We start from the raw sequence: 23,510 nt of genomic DNA, 5'->3' as shown, positions 1-23,510 counted from the left end.
ATCTTCCACTGCCTCGGGACAAGGACCGCCACCGGCGACTTTACGGCCCACCGCCGGCTCGCCGGGGCGGCAGCCGTGTCCGGCTGTTGTCCGCCACGGCACCCGCCTCCGCCGCTCGGCCCCCGCACGCCCGGCCGGGGCCGGGCCCAGCCGGGCGGGGAGCCCAGCCGTGGGTGAAAACCGTCGTCCTGACAGCGTTTTCCACCTACAGACGCGGAGGCCGTAGGTGGAAAACGCTGTCAGGACGACAAAAACCACCTACGGCTTCCCCTGCTGTCAAACCTCGGCGACGGCCTGGGCGAACTGGGCCTGGTAGAGGCGGGCGTAGGCGCCGCCTGCGGCGAGCAGGCTGGTGTGGTCGCCCTGTTCGACGATCGCGCCGTTGTCCATCACCAGGATGGTGTCCGCGTCCCGGATCGTCGACAGCCGGTGCGCGATCACAAACGCGGTGCGCCCGGCCCGCAGGGTGGACATGGCCCGTTGGATCAGGACCTCGGTGCGGGTGTCCACCGAGCTGGTCGCCTCGTCCAGCACGAGGATCAACGGCTCGGCGAGGAACGCCCGGGCGATGGTGATCAACTGCCGTTCCCCACCGCTGACGCCGGTGCCCTCGTCGTCGAGCACCGTGTCGTAGCCGTCCGGCAGGGTGCGTACGAAGCGGTCGACGTGGGCGGCGGTGGCCGCGGCGACGATCTGCTCCCGGGTGGCGCCCTCGGCGCCGTAGGCGATGTTCTCCGCGATGGTGCCGCCGAAGAGCCAGGTGTCCTGGAGCACCATGCCGATGCTCGCCCGCAGCTCCTCGCGGGACATGGTGGCGATGTCGACGCCGTCCAGGGTGATCCGGCCGCCGGTGACCTCGTAGAAGCGCATCAGCAGGTTGATCAGGGTGGTTTTGCCGGCGCCGGTCGGGCCGACGATCGCGACGGTATGCCCGGGTTCCGCGGTCAGCGACAGGTCCTCGATCAGCGGCTTGTCCGGCTCGTAGCGGAACGCGACGTGCTCGAAGGCGATCCGGCCGCGCAGCCGCCCCGGGTGTGCCGGGATGGCCGGGTCCGGTGTCTGCTCGGGGGTGTCGAGCAGGTCGAACACCCGCTCCGCCGAGGCGACCCCGGACTGCACCATGTTCGCCATGCTGGCGACCTGGGACAGCGGCTGGCTGAACTGCCGGGAGTACTGGACGAACGCCTGCACCTCGCCGATCGACAGCGAGCCGGAGGCGACCCGCAGCCCGCCGACGACCGCCACCAGCACATAGTTGAGGTTCCCGATGAACATCATCGCCGGCTGCATGAGCCCGGAGATGAACTGCGCGCGCCAGCTGGCGGCGTAGAGCTGCTCGTTGAGGTCGCGGAAGGTCTGCGCGGACTCCTGCTGGCGGCCGAAGGCCCGCACCAGCGCGTGCCCGGTGTACATCTCCTCGATGTGCGCGTTGAGCCGGCCGGTGACCTTCCACTGGGTGACGAACTGCGGCTGGGCCAGCTTGCCGATCCGGGTCGCGACGATGACCGACAGCGGCACCGCGACCACCGCGATCAGCGCGAGCTCCCAGGAGATCCAGATCATCATCGCCAGGACGCCGACGATGGTCAGCACGGACGCGATGATCTGCGACAGGCTCTGCTGCAGGCTCTGCTGGAGGTTGTCGATGTCGTTGGTGACCCGGCTGAGCACCTCGCCGCGAGGCTGGCGGTCGAAGTAGCGCAACGGCAGCCGGGAGATCTTCGCCTGCACGTCCGCGCGCAGCGTGCCGATCACCCGTTGCAGCGCCAGGTTCGTGAGCCTGGCCTGCGCGACACCGCACACCCCGGCGAGCACATAGACGGCGAGCACCCACAGCAGCACCGTGCCGATGGCGCCGAAGTCCATCCCCTGGCCGGGGGTGACGTCGAGCGAGGCGAGCAGGTCGGCCTGGATGCCGTGGCCGCCGGCGCGCAGGTCGGCGACGGCGTCGGCCTTCGAGGTGCCGGCCGGCAGCCGCCGGCTGAAGATCCCGGCGAACACCAGGTCGGTGGCGTGCCCGAGCAGCCGCGGGCCGAGCACGGTCAGCCCGACACTCACCGTCGCCAGCGCGATCACCGCGACGAACAGGTGGCGCTGCGGGCGCAGCAGGCCGAGCAGCCGACGGCTGGACCCGGCGAAGTCCATCGACTTTTCCGCGGCGCCCTGGCCGACGAAGAAACGGCCCGGGCCGCCCATCGGCGCCGGGCCCCGGCGTGCCGCTGCCGCCGCCGCTGGTGCCGCCGCCGCTGGTGCCGGCCTGGTCACGCGGCCTCCTCCTCGGTGAGCTGGGAGAGGACGATCTCCCGGTAGGTGGCGTTGTCCGCCATCAGCTGATGATGGGTGCCGGTACCGACAACTTCGCCGGCGTCCAGCACGATGATCTGGTCGGCGTCGCGGATGGTGGCGACCCGCTGGGCGACGATCACAACGGTCGCGCCGGCGGTCTCCTGGGTGAGCGCGGCGCGCAGGCGCGCGTCGGTGGCGTAGTCGAGGGCCGAGAACGAGTCGTCGAACAGGTAGATCTCCGGACGGTGGACCAGCACCCGGGCGATCGCCAGGCGCTGCCGCTGGCCGCCGGAGACGTTCGTCCCGCCCTGGGCGATCGCGGTGTCCAGGCCGTCGGGCATGGCCTCGACGAACTCCCTCGCCTGCGCGATCTCCAGCGCCTGCCACAGCTGGTCGTCGGTGGCGTCCGGGTCGCCGTAGCGCAGGTTGGTCGCGATGGTGCCGGAGAACAGGTACGGCTTCTGCGGGACCAGCCCGACGGTGGCGGCGAGCAGCGCCTGGTCGAGATCCCGGACGTCGACGCCGTCGACGAGCACGGCGCCCTCGGTGGCGTCGGCCAGCCGCGGGATCAGGCTGAGCAGCGTCGTCTTGCCGCTGCCGGTACTGCCGATGATCGCGGTGGTGCGGCCGGGCCGGGCCCGCAGGGAGATCCCGCGCAGCACTGCCGCCTCCGCTCCCGGGTAGCGGAACCCGACGTCGCGCAGCTCCAGCTCACCGTGCCGGTCGAGGGAGTGCACCGGGTCCGCCGACGGCAGCAGGGTGGAGTCGGTGGCCAGCACCTCCTGGATGCGCTCCGCGCACACCTCGGCCCGGGGAATCATCATGAACATGAAGGTGGCCATCATCACCGACATCAGGATCTGCATGAGGTAGCTGAGGAACGCGGTGAGCGCCCCGATCTGCATGTGACCGGCGTCGATGCGGTGCGCGCCGAACCACAGCACACCCACGCTGACGATGTTGACCACCATGAGCACCAGCGGGAACGTCAGCGCCATCAGCCGGCCGAAGCGCAGGGCGACGTCGACCAGCTCGGCGTTGGCCGCCCCGAAGCGGCGCTGCTCGTGGTCGTCCCGGACGAACGCGCGGATCACCCGCAGCCCGCTGATCTGCTCCCGCAGGACGCGGTTGACGGTGTCGAGGCGTTCCTGCATCGCCCGGCCCAGCGGCCGCATCCGGCGCACCACCAGGCTGATGATCATGCCGAGGACCGGCACGACCACGACGAGCAGGACGGACAGTCCGGCGTCCTGGTGCACGGCCAGCGCGATGCCGCCCAGGCACATGATCGGCGCGGAGACCATCAACGTGAAGATCATCAATACCAGCATCTGGAGCTGCTGGACGTCGTTCGTGGCCCGAGTGATCAGGGACGGCGCGCCGAACCGGCCGATCTCACGGGCGGAGAACGACTGCACCCGGTCGAACACGGCCGTCCGGACGTCCCGGCCGAACCCCATCGCGGTCTGGGCGCCGAAGTACACCGCGGTACCGGAGCAGAGGATCTGCACGACGGTGACGCCGAGCATGATCCCGCCGGTACGCAGGATGTAGCCGGTGTCGCCGACGACCACCCCGTGGTCGATGATGTCGGCGTTCAGCGTCGGCAGGTACAGCATGGCGATGGTCGCCACCAGTTGCAGACCGATCAGGATCCCGATCGGCCGGGCATAGGGGCCCAGATGGGCCCGCAGCAGTCGGATCAGCATGCACTCTCTCTCCGCGGCAGGGCGAGGCGAAGCGGAACGATAGTCCGGACGGTGGCAACGCTGTCATACCGCCATGCCGGTCAGAGCCGTGCCGATCAGAGCCGTGCCGATCAGTGGGGTGCGTCGGCGTTACCCACACGACCGCTGCTGCCGCCGCCGGTGCCACCACCGCCCACCCCAGCCGATCCGCACCTGCCCGGACCGGCTGGACCGGCCGATGGCCATACCAGCGGCAAACGGTCAGCGACCCGCCGACGCACAAGAACACTACGAGCTGAACCCGACTTCAGGTCAAGGCGTTTTCTCGGCCGCGGCAGCGGTGAGGTAGGTCACCGCCCACGTCCCGCGAGCCGTAAGGTGGCAGTCCCCGTTCGGCGGTACCAGGAGCAGCCATGACCGACACCTTCTCCGGCGTGGCCACCACGGCGGGCCGGCCTTCTCCGAACGCCCCGGGATTCCGGTCGGATGGCTGTCCGCCGGCGCGATCCCGGCCGGGCGGCGGGCGGTGCGCCCGGGTGGTGAGCTGACCGCCATGCCGACGGTGACGATCCTGGACGACTACCAGCGGGTGGCGCTCACCAGCGCCGACTGGTCCGCGGTGCTCGACCGCTACACGATCGAAGTGATCAACGAGCACATTCCCGACCGCGACGCACTGGTCCGGCGGCTGCGCGACAGCGAGATAGTCGTCGCGATGCGCGAACGGACCCGGTTCCCGGCCGACCTGCTGCGCGCACTGCCCACGCTGCGGCTGCTGGTCACCACCGGGATGGTCAACGCGGCGATCGACCTCGACGCGGCCCGGCGACAGGGCGTCACCGTCTGCGGGACCACCGGGTGGGGCAACGCGATGCCCGAACTCACCATCGGAATGATCATCGCGCTCACCCGGAACTTCGCGCAGGAGGATGCCGCCGTCCGGGCCGGCGGCTGGCAGCACACCATCGGCCCCGGCCTGGCCGGGCACACCCTCGGCGTCGTCGGCCTCGGCCGTCTCGGCACACCGGTCGCCAGGCTGGCGCAGGCGTTCGAGATGTCGGTCATCGCCTGGTCACCGCACCTGACCCCGCAACGCGCCGCCCCGCACGGCGTACGCGCCGTCAGCAGGCAGGAGCTGTTCGCCGACTCCGATGTGATCACCATCCACATGCCGCTGTCGGAGACGACCCGCGGCCTGGTCGGCGCCGCCGATCTCGCCCTGATGAAGCCGTCGGCCTACCTGGTCAACACCTCCCGCGGGCCCATCGTCGACGAGGAGGCGCTCCTGGCCGCCCTGCGCGAGCGGCGCATCGCCGGCGCCGGCCTGGACGTCTACGACGTCGAGCCCCTCCCGGTCGACCACCCGCTGCGGACGCTGCGCAACACCCTGCTGCTCCCCCACATCGGCTACGTCACCACCGACAGCTACCGGACGTTCTACGAACAGATCGTCGAGAACATCCTCGCCTGGCACGACGGCGCCCCGGTCCGCCTGCTGTAACCGATCCTCCCGCTGTGATCGGTCCGGCAGGCCCGGCCCCCGCCCGTCCGGTCACCACGCCACGACGACCGGACGGATATCGCCCGGCCAGTGTCAGCTCTCCGGATCTCCTCGAGTCCCGAGTGGTGTCAGCTTTCCTTGAGTTTGGTTGTCAGCAGGTCGTGGATCCTGTCCAGCGAGGTAATGCCGGCGAATTCCTCGTCCTTCACCCGGATGCGGTAGAGCTTCTCAAGACGCACCACGATCTCCAGCGCCGCGAGCGAGTCGAGGCCGAACTCGCCGACGAGGTCGGCCTCGTCGGCGAGTTCGGCCGGCGACCGTTCAAGGGCGTCCGCGACGAGGGCACGCAGTTCCTCCCGGCCCACCGTGGTCTTCAGATTCCCGGTCGTGGCTCGCATCCTTTTTCTTCCTTTTTCTCGTCGTGTTTTCCCGGCGCGCCCGTTCCGGACCAGCGGCAAGCCGGTGGAACGAACACGCTCGCGTCACCGGTAACCCATCGGCGGATTCACCGCCGCACCGCCCCGACCGGACCAGTCGACTGGATGATAGTGACGCAACGTGACAGTAGTACCGGACAGTCACGACATCTGGCAACCCTACCAGCATGGTATATCGACATAGCGTGATCGACCGGCGCGACAACACGATGGACAAACACCCGTACTCACGACAGTCGAGAACGACCGGAACCCGACCCGGAAACGATCCAGAAAGAAGGACACCGGCATGCCACCGGACAAACAGCTCTGTTTCGCCGGGCCCCGGATGGAGCGCCGATCCTCGGCTAACATTTCGATGGGCACGTGATGTCCGGTGGAATGGTGGATGTTTTATCCCATACGGTGCACGTCAGAAAACGCGCACGGCGGCTGTCGACAGACGGCCGCAGCGGCCGCACGACCGATCCACGGACACGGAACCGACATCAGGACACGACGGACGAGACACCGAGACAAGGCACGGAACCGAGACAAACAAGATACGGAGAGGAAGGCCGGATGGCCGGCGAGCGGTTGAGCGGACTGGACGTGGCATTTCTGAAACTGGACGACCCGGCGGCCCCGATGAACATCGGCGCGCTGATGATATTCGAGCCGGCCCACCCCGTCGGTGTCGAGCAACTGGTCCGTCTGCTCAGCGAGCGGATGAGCGCTTTCCCCCAGTTCCGGCAGCGCCTCCGGTCGACGACGCTACCGCCCGCCGCCGCGGAATGGGTCGGGGACCCGCAGTTCCAGGTGGAGGCACATATCCGGGTCTGCTGTCTGCCGCCCCCCGGCACCCACGACCAGCTCACCGAGTACGCCGTGGGCGCGATGACGTCCCAGCTCAATCCCGTCCGGCCGCTGTGGGAAGCGCATGTGATCACCGGGCTGTCCGACGGGCGTTTCGCGCTCCTACTCAAAGCGCACCACGCCTTCGCCGACGGCCAGAGCGGCGTCCGCCTCTTCTCCGCGATATACGACGAGTTCACCGTGCCCGGCCGCCGCGGCGGGAACATTCCGGCCGGCAACGCCGCAACGGCTCCGTCAGCCACGGCCAGCCCCTCCTCCACGACCAGTTCCTCCGCATCCTTCGCGGCTGGCTCCTCCGCGGCCGAGCCGGCAGTCGCGGCCGAGCCGGCAGTCGCGGGCAGGCCGGCGGTCGCGGGCGGGCCGGGGGCGGGCGGGGGTGGGGCATGGCGCTCGGTGCTCCGGCCGGACCAGTGGCTCAACGCGATCCCCACACTGGTCGCCGGCCCCTCCCTGATCGCCGGACAACTGATCGAGACCGGCCGCCGGACCACACGCGAACTGGGCATTGCGGCGTCGGTACTGCGCAGGACACGTCTGTCCGCGGTGTCCACCATGACGGGAAAGCCATCCCTGCCGGGGGTGCTGTCCCTACCAGGAAAGCAGCCGGGAACACCGCCGCAACGGCGGCTGACCCTCGTCCAGCTGGATGCGGGCGCGGTCCGGCGGATCCGGCAGCGGCACCGGGTCATGGCCCACGAGGTCGTGCTCGCCGTGCTCGCCGGCGCGCTGCGGGACTGGCTGGACTCCGGCGACCGTGGGCTCGGCGGGGCCGTGCCGCGGGCGCTCATCCCGGTCGCTCTGCGTGTCGACACCGCGGGGCTGGGGCAGGGCAACAACCTGTCCGGATACCTGTGTGATCTGCCGGTGTCCGAACCGGACCCGGTACGGCGGCTGCGGGCCGTCCGCGTCGCCATGGAACGCAACAAGGCCGCCGGCCCGTACCGCGGAGCCGGCGCCTTCCCGCTGCTGGCCCACTCGCTTCCCGCCGCGGTGCACCATCTCGTCGCGCCGCTGGCCGGACGCGGCGCCAACCTGCTGTTCGACATCGTGGTGAGCAACATCCCGGGATCGAACAGAACCCCACGGCTGGCCGGTGCCCCGATGCGGGAGCTCTACGGCATCGTGCCGCTCGCCCGCGGGCACGGGCTCAGCGTCGCCGTGACCAGCAGCCGCGACTTCATCGGCGTCGCCCTGTACAGCGATCCGACCATCCAGCCGGACATCACCGCCCTCAGCCGCGCCCTGCCAGCCGCCCTGGCCGACCTCGCCCCGCCGCCGCCCCCCGTACCCACCCCTCGCACCGCCCCCCCGGACAGATCCCACCCGGCCACAACACCTCCGGCGACACCGCTACCGGCCGCCCCCGCCGCATCCGATCCATCCGCCCCCATGCCGTCCAGCCTGTCCATACCATCCGCGGCAGCACCATCGAACGGCCGGACAAGCGCACGAACGGAGCGGTGACGGCTCTGTCCCTCACGTCCCAACATTCCCAACATCTGGAATTCCTCATCGCTGGCTGTGGCCTTCCAGCGGTCCAGGGACGGCACTGGTGGTGCTTGCGCGGTTTCGTCGTGTTGTCGCATGCGATGATGACGGCATGGATGTGATCGACCTGCTGGAGCGGCCCCTCTACGGGATGTCGCAGGCTGATCGCATCCTCCTGCTCCCCGCGGGGACGACCCGTCGATGGGTGGACGGCTACCGCCGCGGTGACACCGCCTACTCACCGGTCATCAGGCCGACCAGCACCGGCGACGAGACGGTCACCTGGGGCGAATTCGTCGAGACCCGTCTGCTGGCCGGTTTCCGGGCGCGAGGAGTCCCGATGATCCGGCTGCGTCCCGCGATCGAGATCGAGATCGAGTAGATTTACAGATGCTTCAGATAGAAGCTACAACGATCATCGATTGCGGAACCGGTGACGCGGGAGGACGCATGACGTCCCATCCGGCGGTTCTTGAGCTGAACAGCCCAGATGCCCCGACCCGACGGGCATCGTCGGACCTCGCATCGACCGTGGAGCAGGCGATCGCGTCGTCAGGCTCCGGATCGGTGCTGCTTGTCGCGGGTGGTGTACAGGTCGACGCACCCATGGCCGTGCTGCGCGCCCTGCTCCACACTGCTTATGAGCAAGCCGCCGGGCATCGCGTGCGGATCCTCTCCCCCGACTCCACCGGCGAACTGACCCCGAACCAGGCAGCGGCCTACCTGGGGATTTCACGCCCGTTGCTGCTGAAACTCCTCGACGACGGGACCATTCCGGCCCGGGCTCTTCCCGGCAGTCGCCACCGGCGGATCACAGTGGCCGATCTGGAGGAGTATGCGGCGCGAAAGACGAAACGGCGTCGAGCACTGGCCACCGCCATGAACGACGTGGTAGACGCCGACCTGTACCTTCCAGCCGACTGACAACATACCGGATCGTCGCCATGACCATCGCGCGCGTTTTTGTGACTGAGGAAGTCCATGCCCCCTGGTCAATGGGCTATGAATAACGCTCGTTATGTAATGTGTAATAGATTTTTGCCTTCGTGGTGGACATGCGGGGACAACCCCGCTCTCGCGCCTGGATGATGTCTCGCTAAACTGGTTGCAGTCGTTCCAAATATGGAGGTAGCCGGTGCGCGAGGTCGAGGTCAAGTATTCCGTGGCAGACCCGGAGGCGCTGCTCGTCGCCCTCAGGGCACGGGGTATTCATGTTGGCAAACCGGTCTACCAGGATGACTAGGCATTTGCCCCGGTGGGCTGGTCCTTCGGGGACAGCAGGCTTGGAGTTTCGTTCCTGCGGCTTCGCACAGTGGACGGGCGCCACTGGTTCACGCTGAAGGAGCCGGGCGTCAATACTCAGGACTGCTTGGAATACGAGACGGAGGTCGCGGACCGCCGGCAGATGCACGAGGCCATCTTGCGTATGGGGTACCGCGCGACCGTCCGCGTGACGAAGACGCGGCGCACCGGCCAGCACGGCGATGTGTCGCTGTGCCTGGACGAACTGGAAGGGGTCGGGACCTTCCTGGAGCTCGAACGCATGGTGCCCGACGACGAGCCCGCCGCCCAGGTCCAAGAGGAGCTGGCAGCCTTCGTCACGGCGCTGGGTGTCCCGGCCGCCCGCACGACCGAGACGTACGACTCCCTCGTGCGGGCAGCTCAGGAAGGGGCGGTGGTCCAGTTGCCTTCCCGCCGGGAGAGCACCGAAGCTGCCAGTACGGCGGCCACCTCTTCGGCCGTCTGAGTCCCGATGTCGTGTACCACGACGGCGTGGCCGGCGGCTTGGAGTTCGGCGGCGACGGCCCGGTACGCCTCGGCCTCGGCTGCACCGGCTTCCGGGCCGCCGCGGTGGAAGCGGTTGTAGAGGCCGCGCCGGGCCGCCCGCTCGCGGGAGCGGATGGGATCGCCGGTGAGGATGACGGTCAGGTCGGGCCGGTCGGCTTGCTCGGCCAGCGCCCATAGAAACTTGGGTGGTACACCGTCGAGGCGTTGCAACACGAGGGATGAAGCGACGTAGCGGTCGCAGACCACTACGGTGCCGCTGGCGAGGGCGGGACGGATCTCGGTTTCGAGGTGCTGGTAGCGGTCGGCGGCCACGAGGCAGGCCAGGGCCAGACCCTGGTAGTCGTCCGTGCCAAAGCGCGTGAGGCTACCCAGGGGACTGGCCGTGGGTTCTTTGGTGGCCAGCACAGGCAGGCCCTGTCCCGCGAGCTGCCCGGCCAGGGCTGCGGTGACCGTGCTCTTGCCGATGCCGCTGGGGCCGTCGATGGCAACGAAAAAGCCCCTGTTCATCGGCGGACGCTGGAACGGGCGTGCTGCTCGCGGGATAGCTCGATGAGGCGGCCCGTACCTCCTCCACATTGGCCTCCCCGAACTGGATATTCACCGAGAAATTGAATTCATCGCGCCCCCGCATGGCTTCGTCGACGCCGCCTTTGGTGAGGTCCACGGCGGTGTAGGCCAGCAACTGTGACGGCTGGTAGCGGCCGGTGGCCTACGTCGACGAGGTGGAAGTAGCGGCCCAGGAGGGAGCCTGCTTCCTCGAACTGGGCTTGACGACCGAGGCCTCGACGGCGCTGACGGAAGCCATTGATCTGCTCACCCGACGGGCGCCCCACCGGGTGCGGGACCGGGTGCACTACCTGTCCCGGCTGGCCAAATGCCAGTTGCTGGCCGGCAACGTCGAGCAGGCCTGCCAGACAGCCGGCAACGCCCTGGAGCTGAGCGAAGCCATCGGATCTACCCGGGTGGCCCTGCGCCTGAAAGAGTTTGCAGACGGCCTGGCGCCGTTCGGCGCAGTGCCCGCGGCCCGGGACTTCGGGGAGCGGTTCCGCCTGGCGACGACCTGACCCAGCGGCTTTAACCAACGAGGCCGAAGACAGCCGCCCGTAGGGCGCGGGGCCGGGTGAGATCTGGCAGGACAGCATCAGCCCCGGAAGCCTCAAGATCCCCCGCGGTACTACCGCCGGTGGCAACTCCCACCGCCCGCACGCCAGCATCGTGGGCGCCCTTCACGTCGTGCGGCGTGTCCCCGATGACGACGGTCCGGTTCGGTGGGAAGGTCACGTCGTACTTGGCCTCGGCCCGCTTGACCGCGAGCCGTACCAGTACGGTTCGGTCGCTGTCGTCATCCCCGAAGCCACCAACCTCCAGGTCAACGTGGTCTTCCAGGTCGAAGGCGTGAAGTTTGGTGGCCGCGATGGAGCGGATGTTGCCGGTCACCACGGACTGCACCGTGTCCTTGGCCACCAGGCTCGCGACAGCCTCCTTCGCACCGGGCAGGCGACGGCCGGACTCCTTCATCCGGCCTTCGAGCTGGTGGGCGGCCTGACCAAGAGCCTCGTAGAAGGCGTCGAAGGTCGGCTCGTCGTCCGGCACGCCGTTGAGCCGGAGCGTGTCCAGCAGGATCGCGCGCTCGGTGCGGCCGGTCATGTCTGCCAGCTCCCGCAGGGGACGGCCGGTCACGAACTGGAAGGCGCGGGCGTAGATCTCCCGGCTGACCGGGCCAATGGTGACGAGGGTGCGGTCTATGTCCCACAGGATGAGGGCAGGTGCGGTCACTTCACCATGATCTCACAGCCGACCCGTATGTGAATCGACTGGTTTTCCGCTTGGACCTCGACGTTCGGTGCGGCCCCGAGAACCAGAGCGGCCCCCTATTGTGAATAGCACGATTCGGTTCTACGCGGACGAGAGCGCACTCGGCGTCGGCCGGAAGCCGGAAGCCGGAAGGCGTGATGTCGTTTATCCGGGACACAAGTTCGTGCCGGAATTCCCCCTGCCGAAGAAGGCCGCACGGTTCGTGGCGGGGGTACGGCCGCAGGCCCGTTTCCTGGGTCAGGCGCCGTGGGCGCTGGTCGTGGCGAAGCCGCCGAAGGCGAAGCCGGTGAAGGCGTCGACGGCCGACAATGTAACCGGGTGGGCGCTCCGCGCCACCGGCCACGTCGCTGACCATGGGAGCCGGTGGGCAGCGCACGCCTGCGAGGAGTGAGCTCCTGGTGGGGGCCTTGCTAACCGGAGTACCGTGCCGGTACGGTGTCGGATGCGACATATGATGATCTCGGAGGAAGGGGCGCAATGGACGATCGCGTTCCCATGTGTCCCGGTCCGGTCATCCTCGACCGCGCGTACAGGGGCGTGAGGATTCGGCGGATGAGCTTCTTCCGTCGGCGTCATGTCGACTTCGGTGTCGTTGTGACCGCATCCTGTCCGGGTCCGGGCGGATCGTTCAACCGGGCATCCTGTGAAATCTCGGCCCGCCACAGGCCGAGCAGTCGGTAGTCGTTTCCGAACAGATCAGGGACGACGAGTCAGGGACTCTGGCACCAGCCACCCGGTACCCTCCGCTCCCGTATCACCGGACATTTCCAGAAACCGTCCCACGTCCTTTCGCGACGGAAGCTCTCCTGCCCCACCTTCCGTACCGACCGATGAAATCGTCACGGCCCGGTCACGTCTGTGCCAGTCGTGGCCCAGCGCCGGTCATGTTCTCGATGTTCCACCGTGCCCGGACCCGCCGGACCCGCGGTTCCGATGATTTTGCGTACCCACCGTAACAGTCCCTTCGCCTCGACATCTCACAAACAAACGCCGAGGCGTCCACATCAGAAATGTCACGGCGGCACGTCGTCCATGTCGGCGCTTCATCCGTGTCGACACGGCAACCACGTCGACATGGCAACAGGCGCACAATTATACGACACACCACAAAAGAATCCGGTCACCACAAGATTCAGCGGACGCCGCCCGCGGCCCGCCGTACCCGTATGAATGGAACACGGTGCAGAACGTCTTATCCGCTGTCAGCCGTCGGCGCCGCCACCGGCGTGGTCGACGCCCCGTTCTCGCCGCCGTCGTAGTAGCAGCGGTCGCGCTGACCGTCGCCGCCTGCGGCAGCGACGACACGGCGTCCTCGGACCCCTCCGCCGCCAGCGGTGTGCTGAGCTGGTCGATACCGCCACTGTCGACCTGGGATCCCGTCGCCTCCAACTCCGGTATCGACGTCACCCCGCTGAGCCTCGCCTACGCCTCCCTGACACGGCTGACGCCCAACGGTGATGCCGGGCCGGGACTTGCGAGCGAGTGGAAGTTCTCCCCTGACGGACTCACGCTCACCTTCACCCTCCGCCCCGGCCAGACGTTCTCCGACGGTGCACCGGTCGACGCCACGGCGATCAAACAGAACGTGGAACGGGGCAAGAACCAGACGGGTTCGCAGGTCGCGCCGTCCCTCGCCGCGATCGCCTCGGTGGACGCGACCAGCCCGACCGAGGCCGTCTTCCACCTCAGCCGCCAGGACTACGCGCTGCCCCTCGTCCTCGGCGGGCGCAGCGGCATGATCGTAAGCCCCCGGGCGCTGGCCGGTGACGTGAAGGCGCTGGCCACGAAGCCCGTGGGAGCCGGCCCGTTCTCCCTCACCAGCTACGTGCCGGACGGCCAGGCCGAGCTGACGCGCAACCCCGCCTACTGGGACGCGGCGAACATCCACCTCGCCGGGGTGACCCTGAAGTTCCTCTCCGACCCGGCCACCATCGCGGCGGCGCTGCAGAGCGACGAGATACAGCTGGCCAACTACATCTCCCCACCGCAGGCCAGGGCGCTGACCGCGGCGGGCCTCCAGGTGGAGGAGTTCCGCAGTCTGCAGATCTCCAACCTCGCCATCAATCGGACGATCAAGCCGTTCGACAATCCGAAGATTGTCGAAGCGCTGAACCACGCCGTCAACCGGCAGGAACTGCTGGACAAGCTCAACGCCGGCCACGGCGAAGTGGTCTACCAGCCCTTCCCCCGCGGCTATGTCGGTTACAACCCGTCCCTTGAGAACCTCTATGCTCACGATCCGGCAAAGGCCAAGGCGCTGCTGACCGAGGCGGGATACGACGGCACACCGGTCGTCATCAGCTACTTCACCAGCCCGGGCGGGGTGGACTGGAGTGATCCCGCTTCCGTGGACAGCGAACCTGAGGTTCGCTGTCCATAGGGAAGGAGCGTCATGGGGTCAGCTCGCCGGAAGTTCACCCAGGAGTACAAATCCGAGGCAGTAAGGTTGGTGCTCGACTCGGGCCGGTCGGTGACCGAGGTCGCGAAGAGTCTGGGTATCCACGAGACCACGTTGGGAAACTGGGTGAAGAAGGCGAAGGAGAACGGCGAGACCGAGGAGCGGCCGCTGTCGGTGTCGGAGCGCGCGGAACTTGAGGAGCTCCGGAAGAAGTACGCGCAGGCGCAGATGGACATCGCCTTCCTAAAAAAAGCGGCGAGCTTCTTCGCGAGCGAGCAGAAGTAAAGTTCGAGTTCATCTCGATACACGCTCCGAAGAAGCCTGTGTCCGCCGACGGCGCGAACACCTTTCCCGTCGACTACATGTGCAAGAAACTCGACCTGTCCCGACAGGGCTACTATGCGTGGAAGAAACGCGGCCCGTCTCGGAGGGAGAAGGACGACGCCACCTTGTCGACCATGATCAGAGCTGTTTTCGACCGTCACGAGGGGCGGTACGGCGTGCGGCGGATCTTCCACGAGATCCGCCGCCAGGGCGTCGCCGTCGCCTACAAGCGGGTCCAGCGGCTGATGGCGACGATGGGCCTGGTCAGCGTGCATCCGCGTCCCCGCCGGCCGGTGACGACGGTGCAGGCCGCGGACTCCTCATCGCTGCCTGATCTTGTCGGCCAAGACTTCGCCGCGTCCGCACCGAACCAGTTGTGGTACGGCGACATAACATATATTCGCACCTGGGATGGCTGGGTGTACATGGCCTCCGTCATCGACGCGTTCTCTCGGAAGATCGTCGGCTGGGCGGTCGCCGATCACATGCGCACCGAACTCGTTCTCGACGCGCTTCGTATGGCCGTCACCCGCCGGCGGCCACCCGGCGGCGTCATATTCCACGCCGACCGAGGCGGTCAGTACACCAGCCGTGAGTTCGTCGCCTTCTGTCGCGACAACAACGTCCGAAACTCCGTCGGCCGTACCGGGATCTGTTTCGACAACGCCGCGGCGGAGTCCTTCTGGGCCACCCTCAAGAAGGAGTTCGTCCACCTCCACCCGTTCGATACCATAGACCGCGTCCGGGCGGGGATCTTCGAATATGTCGAGATCTACTACAACCGGCAGCGGTTGCACTCCTCGATCGGCTATCTCACGCCTGTCGAGTTCGAGGAAGAATTTGACGGACAAACACTTCGTGCTGCATAGTTAGGACTGTCCACGAAAGTGGGAACCCTCCACACCGCGAGGTGGAGGCCCAGCTGTTGCAGGCCCAGTTCGAGGCGATCGGGCTGACGGTCAAACTGGAAAAAATCCCGTTCGGGCAGGTCGCCGAACGCTTCTACATCAAGCGTGAGGTCGGCCTGCTGCTGAGCGGGACCTTCGGCCGCGAGGCCCCGGCCCAGCAGCTCACGACCACCGCCACGCAGTACAGCAGCTACGACCCGGCGGCACTCACCGAAGCGCTGAAGAACGTCGCCCGGTTCCCGATCGACGACCCGGGCTACGCCCCCGCCCTGCAGGAGGCCACGAAGATAGCCGCTACCAAGGGCTCGGATGTCCTGGTGTTCTCCCAGCCCTGGCTGCTCGCCCATTCGAAGAAGCTGACGGGCCTGGTCGGGTATCTCACCTCGCCACGGCTCGAGGGCGTCCGGCTGGCCGCGTAGGCGGACCCGCTATCCCATGACCGAGATCACACTCGGCCCGCGGGGCCGGCGGGCGGGAGCGACCAGGGTCCTCCTGCCCGCCGTCCGCCGCGTGGCGGCGTTGCTGGCCACGTTGGTGATCATGGCACTGGTCAGCAGCCTGGTCATCTTCGCCCTGACCTTCCTGTCGCCCAGCGACCCGGCCGCGCAGAAACTCGGCCAGAACGCGACCCCGGAACAGGTCGCCGAGCTGCGGCACCTGTGGGGGCTCGACCGCCCCTTCGTCGTCCAGTACTTCAGCTGGCTGGGCGACGCCGTCAGCGGGGATCTCGGCAGGTCGTACTTCTCCGACATCCCGGTCGCCCAGAGCCTGGGGCAGCGGCTCGCGGTCGACCTGTCGATCGTGAGCGTCGCCGTGGTGCTGGCCGTGCTATTCGGCGCCGCGGCCGGTATCGCGGCGGCGGTGCGGCGGGGAAGCGTCGTCGACCGACTGGTGACGGCGGTGTCCTCGCTCGCGCTCACCGTCCCGGTGTTCCTGGTCGGGGTCATGCTGGTCGTCCTGTTCGCGGTGACCTGGCGATGGCTGCCAGCGAGCGGGTACGTGCCGATCGCGAAGGATCCCCTCGACTGGCTCCGCCATGTGATCATGCCGGGATTCGCGCTCAGCCTGCTGCCCGGCGCCGTCGTGGCCCGGCAGTTGCGCACCTCCCTGGTGAGCGCGCTCGGGGAGAACTACGTCGTCGGGGCAAGGCTGCGCGGGCTGTCCCCGGCCCACATCCTGTTCGGCCACACGTTGCGCAACGCCGCCGGGCCCGCCCTGGCCACGCTTGGCCTCGAACTGCCCGACCTGCTCGGCGGGGCCGTCGTCGTGGAGACGGTGTTCGGCCTGCCGGGGATCGGACGATACGCGTTGCAGGGCGCCACCAGCCATGACGTGCCCGTCATCCAGGGAGTGCTGCTGGTGACGGTCGCGTTCGTCCTGATCTCCAACATCACCGTCGACACGCTGCTGTCCCGGCTGCGGCCGGCCACCAGGGAGGAGCGCCGATGAGACACGCCCTGCGGGCCGTCTTCTCCTCGCTGCCCACCCGGGCGGCGGGCCTGTTCATCATCGTGATCCTCACGGTCGCGGTGACCGGTGAGACGCTGGCCCCCCACGACCCGTTCGCCCAGGATCTCGACTCGGCCCTGGCCGCTCCCGGTGGAGGCCACTGGCTGGGAACCGACTACCTGGGACGGGACACCCTCAGCCGGCTCGTCGCGGGCACCCGCGAAACGATCCTAAGCGCCGTGGCGATGGTGGCCCTCGGCGCCCTGCTCGGCGTGCTGCCGGGCATCGCCTCCGCCCTGCTCGGCCGCTGGTCCGCGTTTGCCGCCCTGCGGACGGTCGACGCGCTGCTCACACTGCCCACCGTGATCTTCGCGGTCGCGGTCGGCGGGCTGTTCTCGAACGGCCCGGCCGCGCTGGTCATCGCGATCGGGTTCCTGATGGCGCCACGCTTCTTCCGCATCGTCCGGGCCGAGGCGCTCGCTTTCAGCCGCACCCAGTACGTCGAGTCGGCCGCCCTGCTGGGCGCCTCCCGATGGTGGATCATCCGCCGGCATGTCGGGCGCAAGGTCCTGCCGACGATCGCTGTCACCACCTCGATCACGCTGGGCGGCGCGGTGTTCACCAGCTCGAGCCTGAACTTCATCGGCCTGGGCAGCCAGCCTCCCGCGCCGACCTGGGGCGGCATGCTCGCGGTGACAACCAGCCATCTGTGGGAGGACCCGCTCGCGCCGCTGTGGCCCGGGCTGATCATCGTCCTGACGATCTGGTCGTTCCACACCCTCGCGGACGGGCTACGCGAGGGCCTTGACGCAAGGAACCCGAGGAACGCGAGGAATCCGAGGCACTCGCGCCCCAGCCCGTCCCGCACCGCCACGCCCTCCCCCGTCACTTCGCCCGCCCTGCCTGAACAGGTCGGGGCAGGGCCGGGGAGCCTGCTGGTGGGCCTCACCACGACTGGCCCCGACCCCGCCAGCCCGGCGGACGGGCCGGCTGACCAGGCCGGCCCGTCCGGCCCGGCAACCGCGGACGTACCGGATACAGGCGCACTGGATTCAGATGTGCCGAATACAGATATAACGGATGCAGACACACCGGGTGCGGACACAGCTGACAGCACGGGTGTCAGGAACGTTGCGGATGTTCCTGACGACCCGTCGCCTCAGGAGGGCTCCGACGCCGTGCTGCTGCGGGTGACGGATCTGTGGGTGACCGCGCCCACTCACACGGCCGCTGGCCACCGGGGCGATGTGGTGCGCGCGGTCAGCTTCGCCCTTGGCCGTGGTGAGGCTCTCGGGCTCGTCGGCGAGTCCGGCAGTGGGAAGACCCTCACCTGCCGCGCGCTGCTCGGCGCCCTGCCGGAGGGCTGCGTCGTCAGCGGCGGAACGATCGTCTTCGACGGCCAGGACGTGACCGCGCTGACCGAGAAGCAGTGGCGCCCGCTGCGTGGTGCCCGGATCGGGACGGTGTTCCAGGATCCGGCGTCCTACCTCAACCCGTCGCTCACCGTCGGCCGGCAGCTCACCGAGGTCCTGCGCCGCCACGGCGGGCTGGGCCGGCAGGCGGCCCGGCAGCGGGCCCTCGAACTGCTCTCCGCGGTGGAGATCCGGGATCCGGCGAAGGTCGCCCGGCAGATCCCCAGCCGGCTCTCCGGCGGGATGCAGCAGCGGGTCATGCTCGCCGTCGCCGTCTCGTGCGAGCCGGACCTGCTCGTCGCCGACGAGCCGACCACGGCGCTCGACGTGCGCACCCAGGCCGAAGTACTGGCGTTGCTGGCGGCCCTGCGGGCACGGCTGAACATGTCCCTGCTGTTCGTCACCCACGACCTCGACATCGTGGCGGGCGTGTGCGACCGGATCGCCGTGTTCCACCGCGGCCGCATCGTCGAGACCGGACCGGCCGACGAGATCGTCCACCGGCCTTCCCACCCCTACACCCGTTCCCTGGTCGCGGCGGCATCGGCAGGCGCTGTGCCGGCTGCCTCCCCCGGGTCCGCTCAGGAGGCTCCAGTTGTCCGGGTCTGAGCTGGTGCCCGCCGCTCGCAAGCACTCCGACGCGGCCGGCGAACCGATCACCGCCCAGCTGCCGGCCGACGCCGGCCCAGCGGCCAGCACCGGCCCGTCCCACGACCTGTCCCCCGCGGACGACGAGCCGTTGCTGCGGGTGGCCGGCCTGCGGGCCGGTTTCCACGGCCCGGACGGGATCATCCACACCGTCCTCGACGGCGTCGACCTCACGATCTCCCCCGGCGAGATCGTCGGGCTGATCGGGGAGACGGGATCGGGCAAGACGACCCTGGGCCGGGCCATCGTCGGCCTCGTGCGCCCCACCGCTGGCACGATCCGGTTCGAGGGGGCGCAGATCCAGGGCCTGCGCGGCCGGCACCGGCGGGCACTACGCCGCCGCGGCCGGATCCAGTTCATCTTCCAGGACCCGCTGCGCTCGCTCGACCCCGCCCAGCGGGTCGCCGACATCGTCACGGAAGGGCTCGCGATCCGTCGGGAGCTCGATCCCGCGGGACGCCGTCAGCGCGCCGCCGAGGCCCTCGTCGCCGTCGGCCTCGGCCCGGAGTTCCTCGACCGTCTGCCCGGCGAGATCTCCGGCGGCCAGCGCCAGCGGGTCGCGATCGCCCGCGGGATCGTCACCCACCCCCGGCTGCTGATCTGCGACGAACCGGTCAGCGCCCTGGACGCCGCGAACCGCACGCACATCCTGCGGCTGCTCGCGCGGCTGCGCGACGACCAGGCGATAGCCATGCTGATCATCTCGCACGACCTCGCGAGCATGGCGGACGTCGCGGACCGGGTCGCGGTCCTCCACAACGGCCGGATCGTCGAGGAGGGGCCGACGGCGCGGGTGTTCGCGGCACCCACGCACCCGTACACCCGGCTGCTCATCGCATCCAGCCCGCGTTCGGCCCGTGGCCTCGACCCTGACTCTGGCTCCGGCGCCGACCACGGCTCCAGCCATGATCATGATGGCTCCGAGCATGACGGCCGTGACCTCGACCCGGCCACGGCCCGGCCGGGGCCCGGGAACGCCGTGACCGGCTGAAGCCGGTAACCCCCGGACCACCCGAGCCGGACCGCCCGAGGACCGGATCGCCCGAGAAATGGACCGCCCGAGAAGGAGTGGACGACGACCATGACAGCAGGCCGCAGGCTGAAGCTGGGCGTGTTGCTGCACGGAATCGGCAGCGCGGTCGCCGGTTGGCGCCATCCCGACGTGCCCGCGGACGGCGCCGTCGACTTCGAGCTCTACCGGCGGTGGATCCGCACGGCTGAGAAGGGGCGTTTCGACCTGCTCTTCATCACCGACACCCTGCACATCACCGCCAACTCGACCCCGCAGTACCTGACCCAGTTCGAACCGATCGCGCTGCTGGGCGCACTCGCGGCGGCCAGCAGCGACATCGGCCTGGTCGGCACGGTGTCGACCTCCTACAGCGAGCCCTACACCGTCGCCCGGCAGCTCGCGACGATCGACCACATCAGTGGCGGCCGGGCCGGGATCAACATCGTGACGTCCGCGGCGGCCGCGACCGCCCGCAACTTCAACCGGACCGAACAGGAGCATCCCGAACACGACACCCGTTACCGGATAGCGGCCGAATACCTCGACGTCATCCAGGGCCTGTGGGACTCCTGGGAGGACGACGCCCTGATCCGGGACAAGGAGTCCGGCGTGTTCTTCGACCGCGCCAGGCTGCACACCCTCGACCATCGTGGCGAGTTCTTCTCCGTGCGGGGACCGCTGAACATCGAACGGCCCCCGCAGGGATCACCCGTCATCTTCCAGGCCGGATCGTCGGAGGCCGGCAGGACCTTCGCCACCCGTGAGGCGGACGGCATCTTCCTCGGCCCGCAGAGCCTGGCCGACGCCGTCGCCTTCACCCGGGACATCCGGCGGCGGGCGGCGGCGGCCGGACGTCCCGACGGTCTGCCCGTGGTGTTCGTAGGGGTCACCGTGTTCGTCGCCCCGACGCAGCAGGAGGCCGAGCGGCGCTATCAGGAGGTGGCCGACCTGGTCAGCACGGACCATGCCCTGCGCTACCTGTCCCTCATGTTCGGTCAGCACGACTTCACCGGTTACGACCTGGACGCGCCCTTCCCGGACCTGGGCGGGATCGGCGACGACGCGTTCCAGGCCGGCTCCCGGCGGATCAGGCGACGTGCCCGGGAAAACGGCTGGACGCTGCGGCAGACGGCCCTGGAGATGATCACCCCGCGGGGGGAGTTCATCGGGACACCCGAGGGGATCACCGACCGCATGCAGGAATGGTTCGAAGCCGGTGCCACGGACGGTTTCATGCTCATGGAGGCGATGCCCGGGGGGCTGACGGCCTTCGTGGACTCCGTCCTGCCGATCCTGCAGGAACGCGGGCTGGCCCGGCGCGAATACGAGGGCCGGACACTGCGCGACCACCTCGGGCTGCCTGTCCCACCCAACCGCTTCGTCAAGCGGGACACCGTCACCGACCGGGGCAACTGATCGCCCCCGCCCCGCCGGCGGCCGTGGACGACGTGGACATCGTGAACGCCGTCACCGGTCGCCGGAAGAACACGCCCCGCCACCTGTCCGCCCGGGCAGCGCACGGCTGTCCGGGCGGACGACGTGCGGCGGGTGGACGTGAGCCGGCGCCGGACGGGGTTTCCGTCCGGAACACCAGTGCACACCGTACGGCTACACGTCAGACATCAACAGTTACAGTGCGGATACTGACAGCCACATCTGAGACGCCAACAGCCGCGCCTTGGCTGCCGCCAGTAGCGCTCCGAGCGTCAGTGACCGCACCGCGAACGCCAAAAACCATACTAAAAAATATCGACAGTTACATATCGGGTGCTGACAGCCGCACCCCAGGCACCGCGATGACCGAAACCCGAGTACCGATGACCGTGCGCGGCGGGGCCGCGGGCACCCTACCGTCGGTAGAGCACGATGTTGGACTGGTACTCCTTGTGCGGGACGACCGGTCGGAACTGCCGGAAGCCCACGGCGCCCCGGAACGGGCCCGCGACACCGACGGCGTTGATCGTCGCCTGCTCCCCCGCGGTCAGCCGGGTGTCATCGATGAGCCCGCCCGTGCGGATGACGTTGCCGTCCTGGAGCTTTATCTCCTCCGAGAAGTAGGCCACGAAGCCACCGTCCGGACGCTGGTACAGCATCCGGCCGTAGCCCTTGGTCGTCCCGATCGTCCTGCCGTCGGCGCCGACGAACTCGTAGGCGACCTCGGCCACGTCGTCCAGGGTCGGGTTCTGCCCGCTCGGGTCCTCGTTGTTGGAGTCGTAGGCCAGCACCTTCTCCACCAGGTCGAACAGCAGCAGGGCGTTCTTCGGGTCGGCGATGGTCGTGCCGCGGGGAGGCGCGAGCGGCGGCACCGCGAGGGTCGCGAGCACCCCGGACGTCACGGCCGCCCGCACCGGAGCGAGCGCCGCCGGGAGACGGCCGGCCGACGGGAGACGGAGTCCCTGCGGGGGACGGAGAGAGGGCATGGCGGTTCTCCTCGCTGCTGTTCGGACGGATGGGACCGGGATCCGTCTTCGACGGTAGGAAGAGCCGCTGAACCGAACCTTGTGCCGTGGGCGGAGAAGCCCGTGCCACAGGTGGGAAAGCCCACGCCGCAGGCGGAAAACCCCGCGCCGCGGGCGGAGACGCCCGTACCGCAGGCGGGAAACCCCGGGCCGCGGGCGGGCGGCCGCTCAGTCGGCCGGGGGCGGCTGGGGCGAGGAGTGAGCCGTCGCGAGAGCCGGCCGTGTCCGCGCCGGCCCGCGCGGCCGGCGGCGGGCGGCGAAGGCCCGCAGGAAGGTCCGGACACCCGCGGTGACGGCGGCGTCGAGGTCGATCGGATGGATGGGCCGGGTGCCCAGCGCGGACAGCGCCGGCAGGTTCCCCGCGACGAGCGTCATGAACTGGTTCGCGGCGCTCTCGGGATCGTCGATGTCGAGATGCCCCCGGTTCGCGAGACGAGCGAGCCGCCCCGCCAGGGCGTCGACGACCGGGCCGCTGCCCAGGGAGAGCACCGTGTCGTACAGGTCGGGCATGTGGACCGCTTCGGCGTACAGCAGTCGTTGCAGCACCCAGCCCTCGTCACTGAGCTGACATTCCAGGATCAGGTAGGCCACCTTCGTGAGCTGGTTGGCCAGTTCGGCTCCGTCGTCGGAGAGCGTGTCGAGCGACGCGATGATCTTTTCCGCGGAGTGGCGCGCGGCGTCGCACATGACCGTGCGGAACAGGGCCTCCTTGTCCGCGAAGTGGTTGTAGACGGTCGGTTTCGACACCCCGGCGACGGCCACGATCCGGTCGATGCTCGCGGCCGGGTAGCCGTCCTGGGCGAAGACCTTCAACGCCGCGTCGAGGATCGCCTCCCGCTTCACGATCCGTCCCCGGCTCGTCGGGCGGTGCGCGGCGTCGGTCATGACCGTGATGGTACAGCGGCACGGCCATGTCTTCGCCAGTACGTTGTACAAAGTCAAACTGCAAAGTTTAGTTTTACTTGGTACCAAGTGTAGATTGAAGCTGTGCTGGCTTCACGCCATGCCGTCACCAGACAAGACGTCGCCAGACAAGGAGAGC

The 23,510-nt window shown here is 68.8% G+C and carries 22 protein-coding genes; 15 read left to right on the top strand and 7 right to left on the bottom strand.

The window, feature by feature from the left end:
- Positions 1-276: 276 nt before the first annotated feature.
- Together FSYMDG_RS09670 and FSYMDG_RS09665 are read right to left on the bottom strand one after the other, a co-directional pair.
- Positions 277-2,265, bottom strand: coding sequence for an ABC transporter ATP-binding protein (locus FSYMDG_RS09670; protein WP_013873349.1), 1,989 nt, complete (start codon positions 2,263-2,265; stop codon positions 277-279).
- Positions 2,262-3,995: an ABC transporter ATP-binding protein gene (locus FSYMDG_RS09665; RefSeq protein WP_013873348.1), complete on the bottom strand. Its 1,734-nt coding sequence runs from the start codon at positions 3,993-3,995 to the stop codon at positions 2,262-2,264. Before FSYMDG_RS09665 ends, FSYMDG_RS09670 begins: the two co-directional genes overlap by 4 nt.
- Positions 3,996-4,527: 532 nt before the next feature.
- Here FSYMDG_RS09665 and FSYMDG_RS09660 point away from each other — a divergent pair.
- A complete protein-coding gene (locus FSYMDG_RS09660) occupies positions 4,528-5,475 on the top strand; it encodes a D-2-hydroxyacid dehydrogenase family protein (protein ID WP_043605947.1) in 948 nt (315 codons plus the stop codon).
- A 128-nt stretch (positions 5,476-5,603) separates the two neighbouring features.
- Here FSYMDG_RS09660 and FSYMDG_RS09655 read toward each other — a convergent pair whose 3' ends face one another.
- Complete coding sequence (locus FSYMDG_RS09655; protein ID WP_013873346.1) at positions 5,604-5,873, bottom strand: acyl carrier protein; 270 nt, start codon at positions 5,871-5,873, stop codon at positions 5,604-5,606.
- A 408-nt stretch (positions 5,874-6,281) separates the two neighbouring features.
- On the opposite strand from FSYMDG_RS09655, the gene FSYMDG_RS23010 reads away from it, so the two are divergent.
- From FSYMDG_RS23010 to cyaB, 4 genes are all read left to right on the top strand, one after another.
- Positions 6,282-8,231 carry a wax ester/triacylglycerol synthase domain-containing protein gene (locus tag FSYMDG_RS23010; RefSeq protein ID WP_157491000.1) on the top strand — a complete coding sequence of 650 codons (1,950 nt, stop codon included), beginning with the start codon at positions 6,282-6,284 and terminating at the stop codon, positions 8,229-8,231.
- Between the two features lie 136 nt (positions 8,232-8,367).
- Complete coding sequence (locus FSYMDG_RS09645) at positions 8,368-8,637, top strand: hypothetical protein (protein ID WP_013873344.1); 270 nt, start codon at positions 8,368-8,370, stop codon at positions 8,635-8,637.
- 68 nt (positions 8,638-8,705) lie between these two features.
- Entirely contained in the window at positions 8,706-9,179 is a 474-nt protein-coding gene (locus FSYMDG_RS23005; protein ID WP_013873343.1) for a helix-turn-helix domain-containing protein, read from the top strand.
- Positions 9,180-9,510: 331 nt separating this feature from the next.
- Complete coding sequence (gene cyaB / locus FSYMDG_RS09635; protein ID WP_241250294.1) at positions 9,511-10,002, top strand: class IV adenylate cyclase; 492 nt, start codon at positions 9,511-9,513, stop codon at positions 10,000-10,002.
- Here the strand turns inward: cyaB and tmk are convergent.
- On the bottom strand, positions 9,918-10,550 hold the full coding sequence (gene tmk, locus FSYMDG_RS09630; RefSeq protein WP_013873342.1) for a dTMP kinase: 633 nt from the start codon (positions 10,548-10,550) through the stop codon (positions 9,918-9,920). The two genes, cyaB and tmk, sit on opposite strands and share 85 nt — an antisense overlap.
- Before the next feature lie 197 nt (positions 10,551-10,747).
- On the opposite strand from tmk, the gene FSYMDG_RS09625 reads away from it, so the two are divergent.
- Positions 10,748-11,107, top strand: coding sequence for a hypothetical protein (locus tag FSYMDG_RS09625; protein ID WP_043603364.1), 360 nt, complete (start codon positions 10,748-10,750; stop codon positions 11,105-11,107).
- A 10-nt stretch (positions 11,108-11,117) separates the two neighbouring features.
- Here FSYMDG_RS09625 and FSYMDG_RS09620 read toward each other — a convergent pair whose 3' ends face one another.
- Positions 11,118-11,819 (bottom strand): HAD family hydrolase, encoded by a 702-nt coding sequence (locus FSYMDG_RS09620; protein WP_013873341.1) that lies wholly within the window; start codon positions 11,817-11,819, stop codon positions 11,118-11,120.
- Positions 11,820-12,021: 202 nt separating this feature from the next.
- Between FSYMDG_RS09620 and FSYMDG_RS09615 the strand changes: the two genes are divergently transcribed.
- From FSYMDG_RS09615 to FSYMDG_RS09570, 9 genes are all read left to right on the top strand, one after another.
- Positions 12,022-12,249 (top strand): hypothetical protein, encoded by a 228-nt coding sequence (locus FSYMDG_RS09615; RefSeq protein WP_131773944.1) that lies wholly within the window; start codon positions 12,022-12,024, stop codon positions 12,247-12,249.
- 789 nt (positions 12,250-13,038) lie between these two features.
- Complete coding sequence (locus tag FSYMDG_RS09610; RefSeq protein WP_050803454.1) at positions 13,039-14,238, top strand: ABC transporter substrate-binding protein; 1,200 nt, start codon at positions 13,039-13,041, stop codon at positions 14,236-14,238.
- 12 nt (positions 14,239-14,250) lie between these two features.
- On the top strand, positions 14,251-14,541 hold the full coding sequence (locus FSYMDG_RS28275) for a transposase (RefSeq protein WP_043602641.1): 291 nt from the start codon (positions 14,251-14,253) through the stop codon (positions 14,539-14,541).
- A gap of 11 nt (positions 14,542-14,552) precedes the next feature.
- Entirely contained in the window at positions 14,553-15,449 is an 897-nt protein-coding gene (locus tag FSYMDG_RS24375; protein WP_349304129.1) for an IS3 family transposase, read from the top strand.
- A 56-nt stretch (positions 15,450-15,505) separates the two neighbouring features.
- Positions 15,506-15,907 (top strand): hypothetical protein, encoded by a 402-nt coding sequence (locus FSYMDG_RS09595; RefSeq protein ID WP_157490999.1) that lies wholly within the window; start codon positions 15,506-15,508, stop codon positions 15,905-15,907.
- Positions 15,908-15,923: 16 nt separating this feature from the next.
- Positions 15,924-16,937, top strand: a complete 1,014-nt coding sequence (locus FSYMDG_RS09590; RefSeq protein ID WP_013873339.1) for an ABC transporter permease — start codon at positions 15,924-15,926, stop codon at positions 16,935-16,937.
- The gene (locus FSYMDG_RS24370; RefSeq protein ID WP_013873338.1) at positions 16,934-18,958 is read left to right on the top strand and encodes a dipeptide/oligopeptide/nickel ABC transporter permease/ATP-binding protein; all 2,025 of its coding nucleotides are present in this window, start codon (positions 16,934-16,936) and stop codon (positions 18,956-18,958) included. Before FSYMDG_RS09590 ends, FSYMDG_RS24370 begins: the two co-directional genes overlap by 4 nt.
- Positions 18,945-19,988 (top strand): ABC transporter ATP-binding protein, encoded by a 1,044-nt coding sequence (locus FSYMDG_RS09575; protein ID WP_013873337.1) that lies wholly within the window; start codon positions 18,945-18,947, stop codon positions 19,986-19,988. The genes FSYMDG_RS24370 and FSYMDG_RS09575 overlap by 14 nt, the downstream gene beginning before the upstream one ends.
- 90 nt (positions 19,989-20,078) lie before the next feature.
- Positions 20,079-21,425 carry an NtaA/DmoA family FMN-dependent monooxygenase gene (locus tag FSYMDG_RS09570; protein WP_013873336.1) on the top strand — a complete coding sequence of 449 codons (1,347 nt, stop codon included), beginning with the start codon at positions 20,079-20,081 and terminating at the stop codon, positions 21,423-21,425.
- Between the two features lie 431 nt (positions 21,426-21,856).
- On the opposite strand, the gene FSYMDG_RS09565 is transcribed toward FSYMDG_RS09570, so the two are convergent.
- Together FSYMDG_RS09565 and FSYMDG_RS09560 are read right to left on the bottom strand one after the other, a co-directional pair.
- Positions 21,857-22,429, bottom strand: coding sequence for an allene oxide cyclase barrel-like domain-containing protein (locus FSYMDG_RS09565; protein WP_013873335.1), 573 nt, complete (start codon positions 22,427-22,429; stop codon positions 21,857-21,859).
- A gap of 207 nt (positions 22,430-22,636) precedes the next feature.
- Positions 22,637-23,353, bottom strand: coding sequence for a TetR/AcrR family transcriptional regulator (locus FSYMDG_RS09560; RefSeq protein WP_013873334.1), 717 nt, complete (start codon positions 23,351-23,353; stop codon positions 22,637-22,639).
- Between the last annotated feature and the right edge of the window lie 157 nt (positions 23,354-23,510).

Origin of the sequence: Candidatus Protofrankia datiscae, from assembly GCF_000177615.2 — a bacterium.
Classification (GTDB): domain Bacteria; phylum Actinomycetota; class Actinomycetes; order Frankiales; family Frankiaceae; genus Protofrankia; species Protofrankia coriariae.
This window is presented reverse-complemented; position numbering and strand designations above follow the sequence as displayed.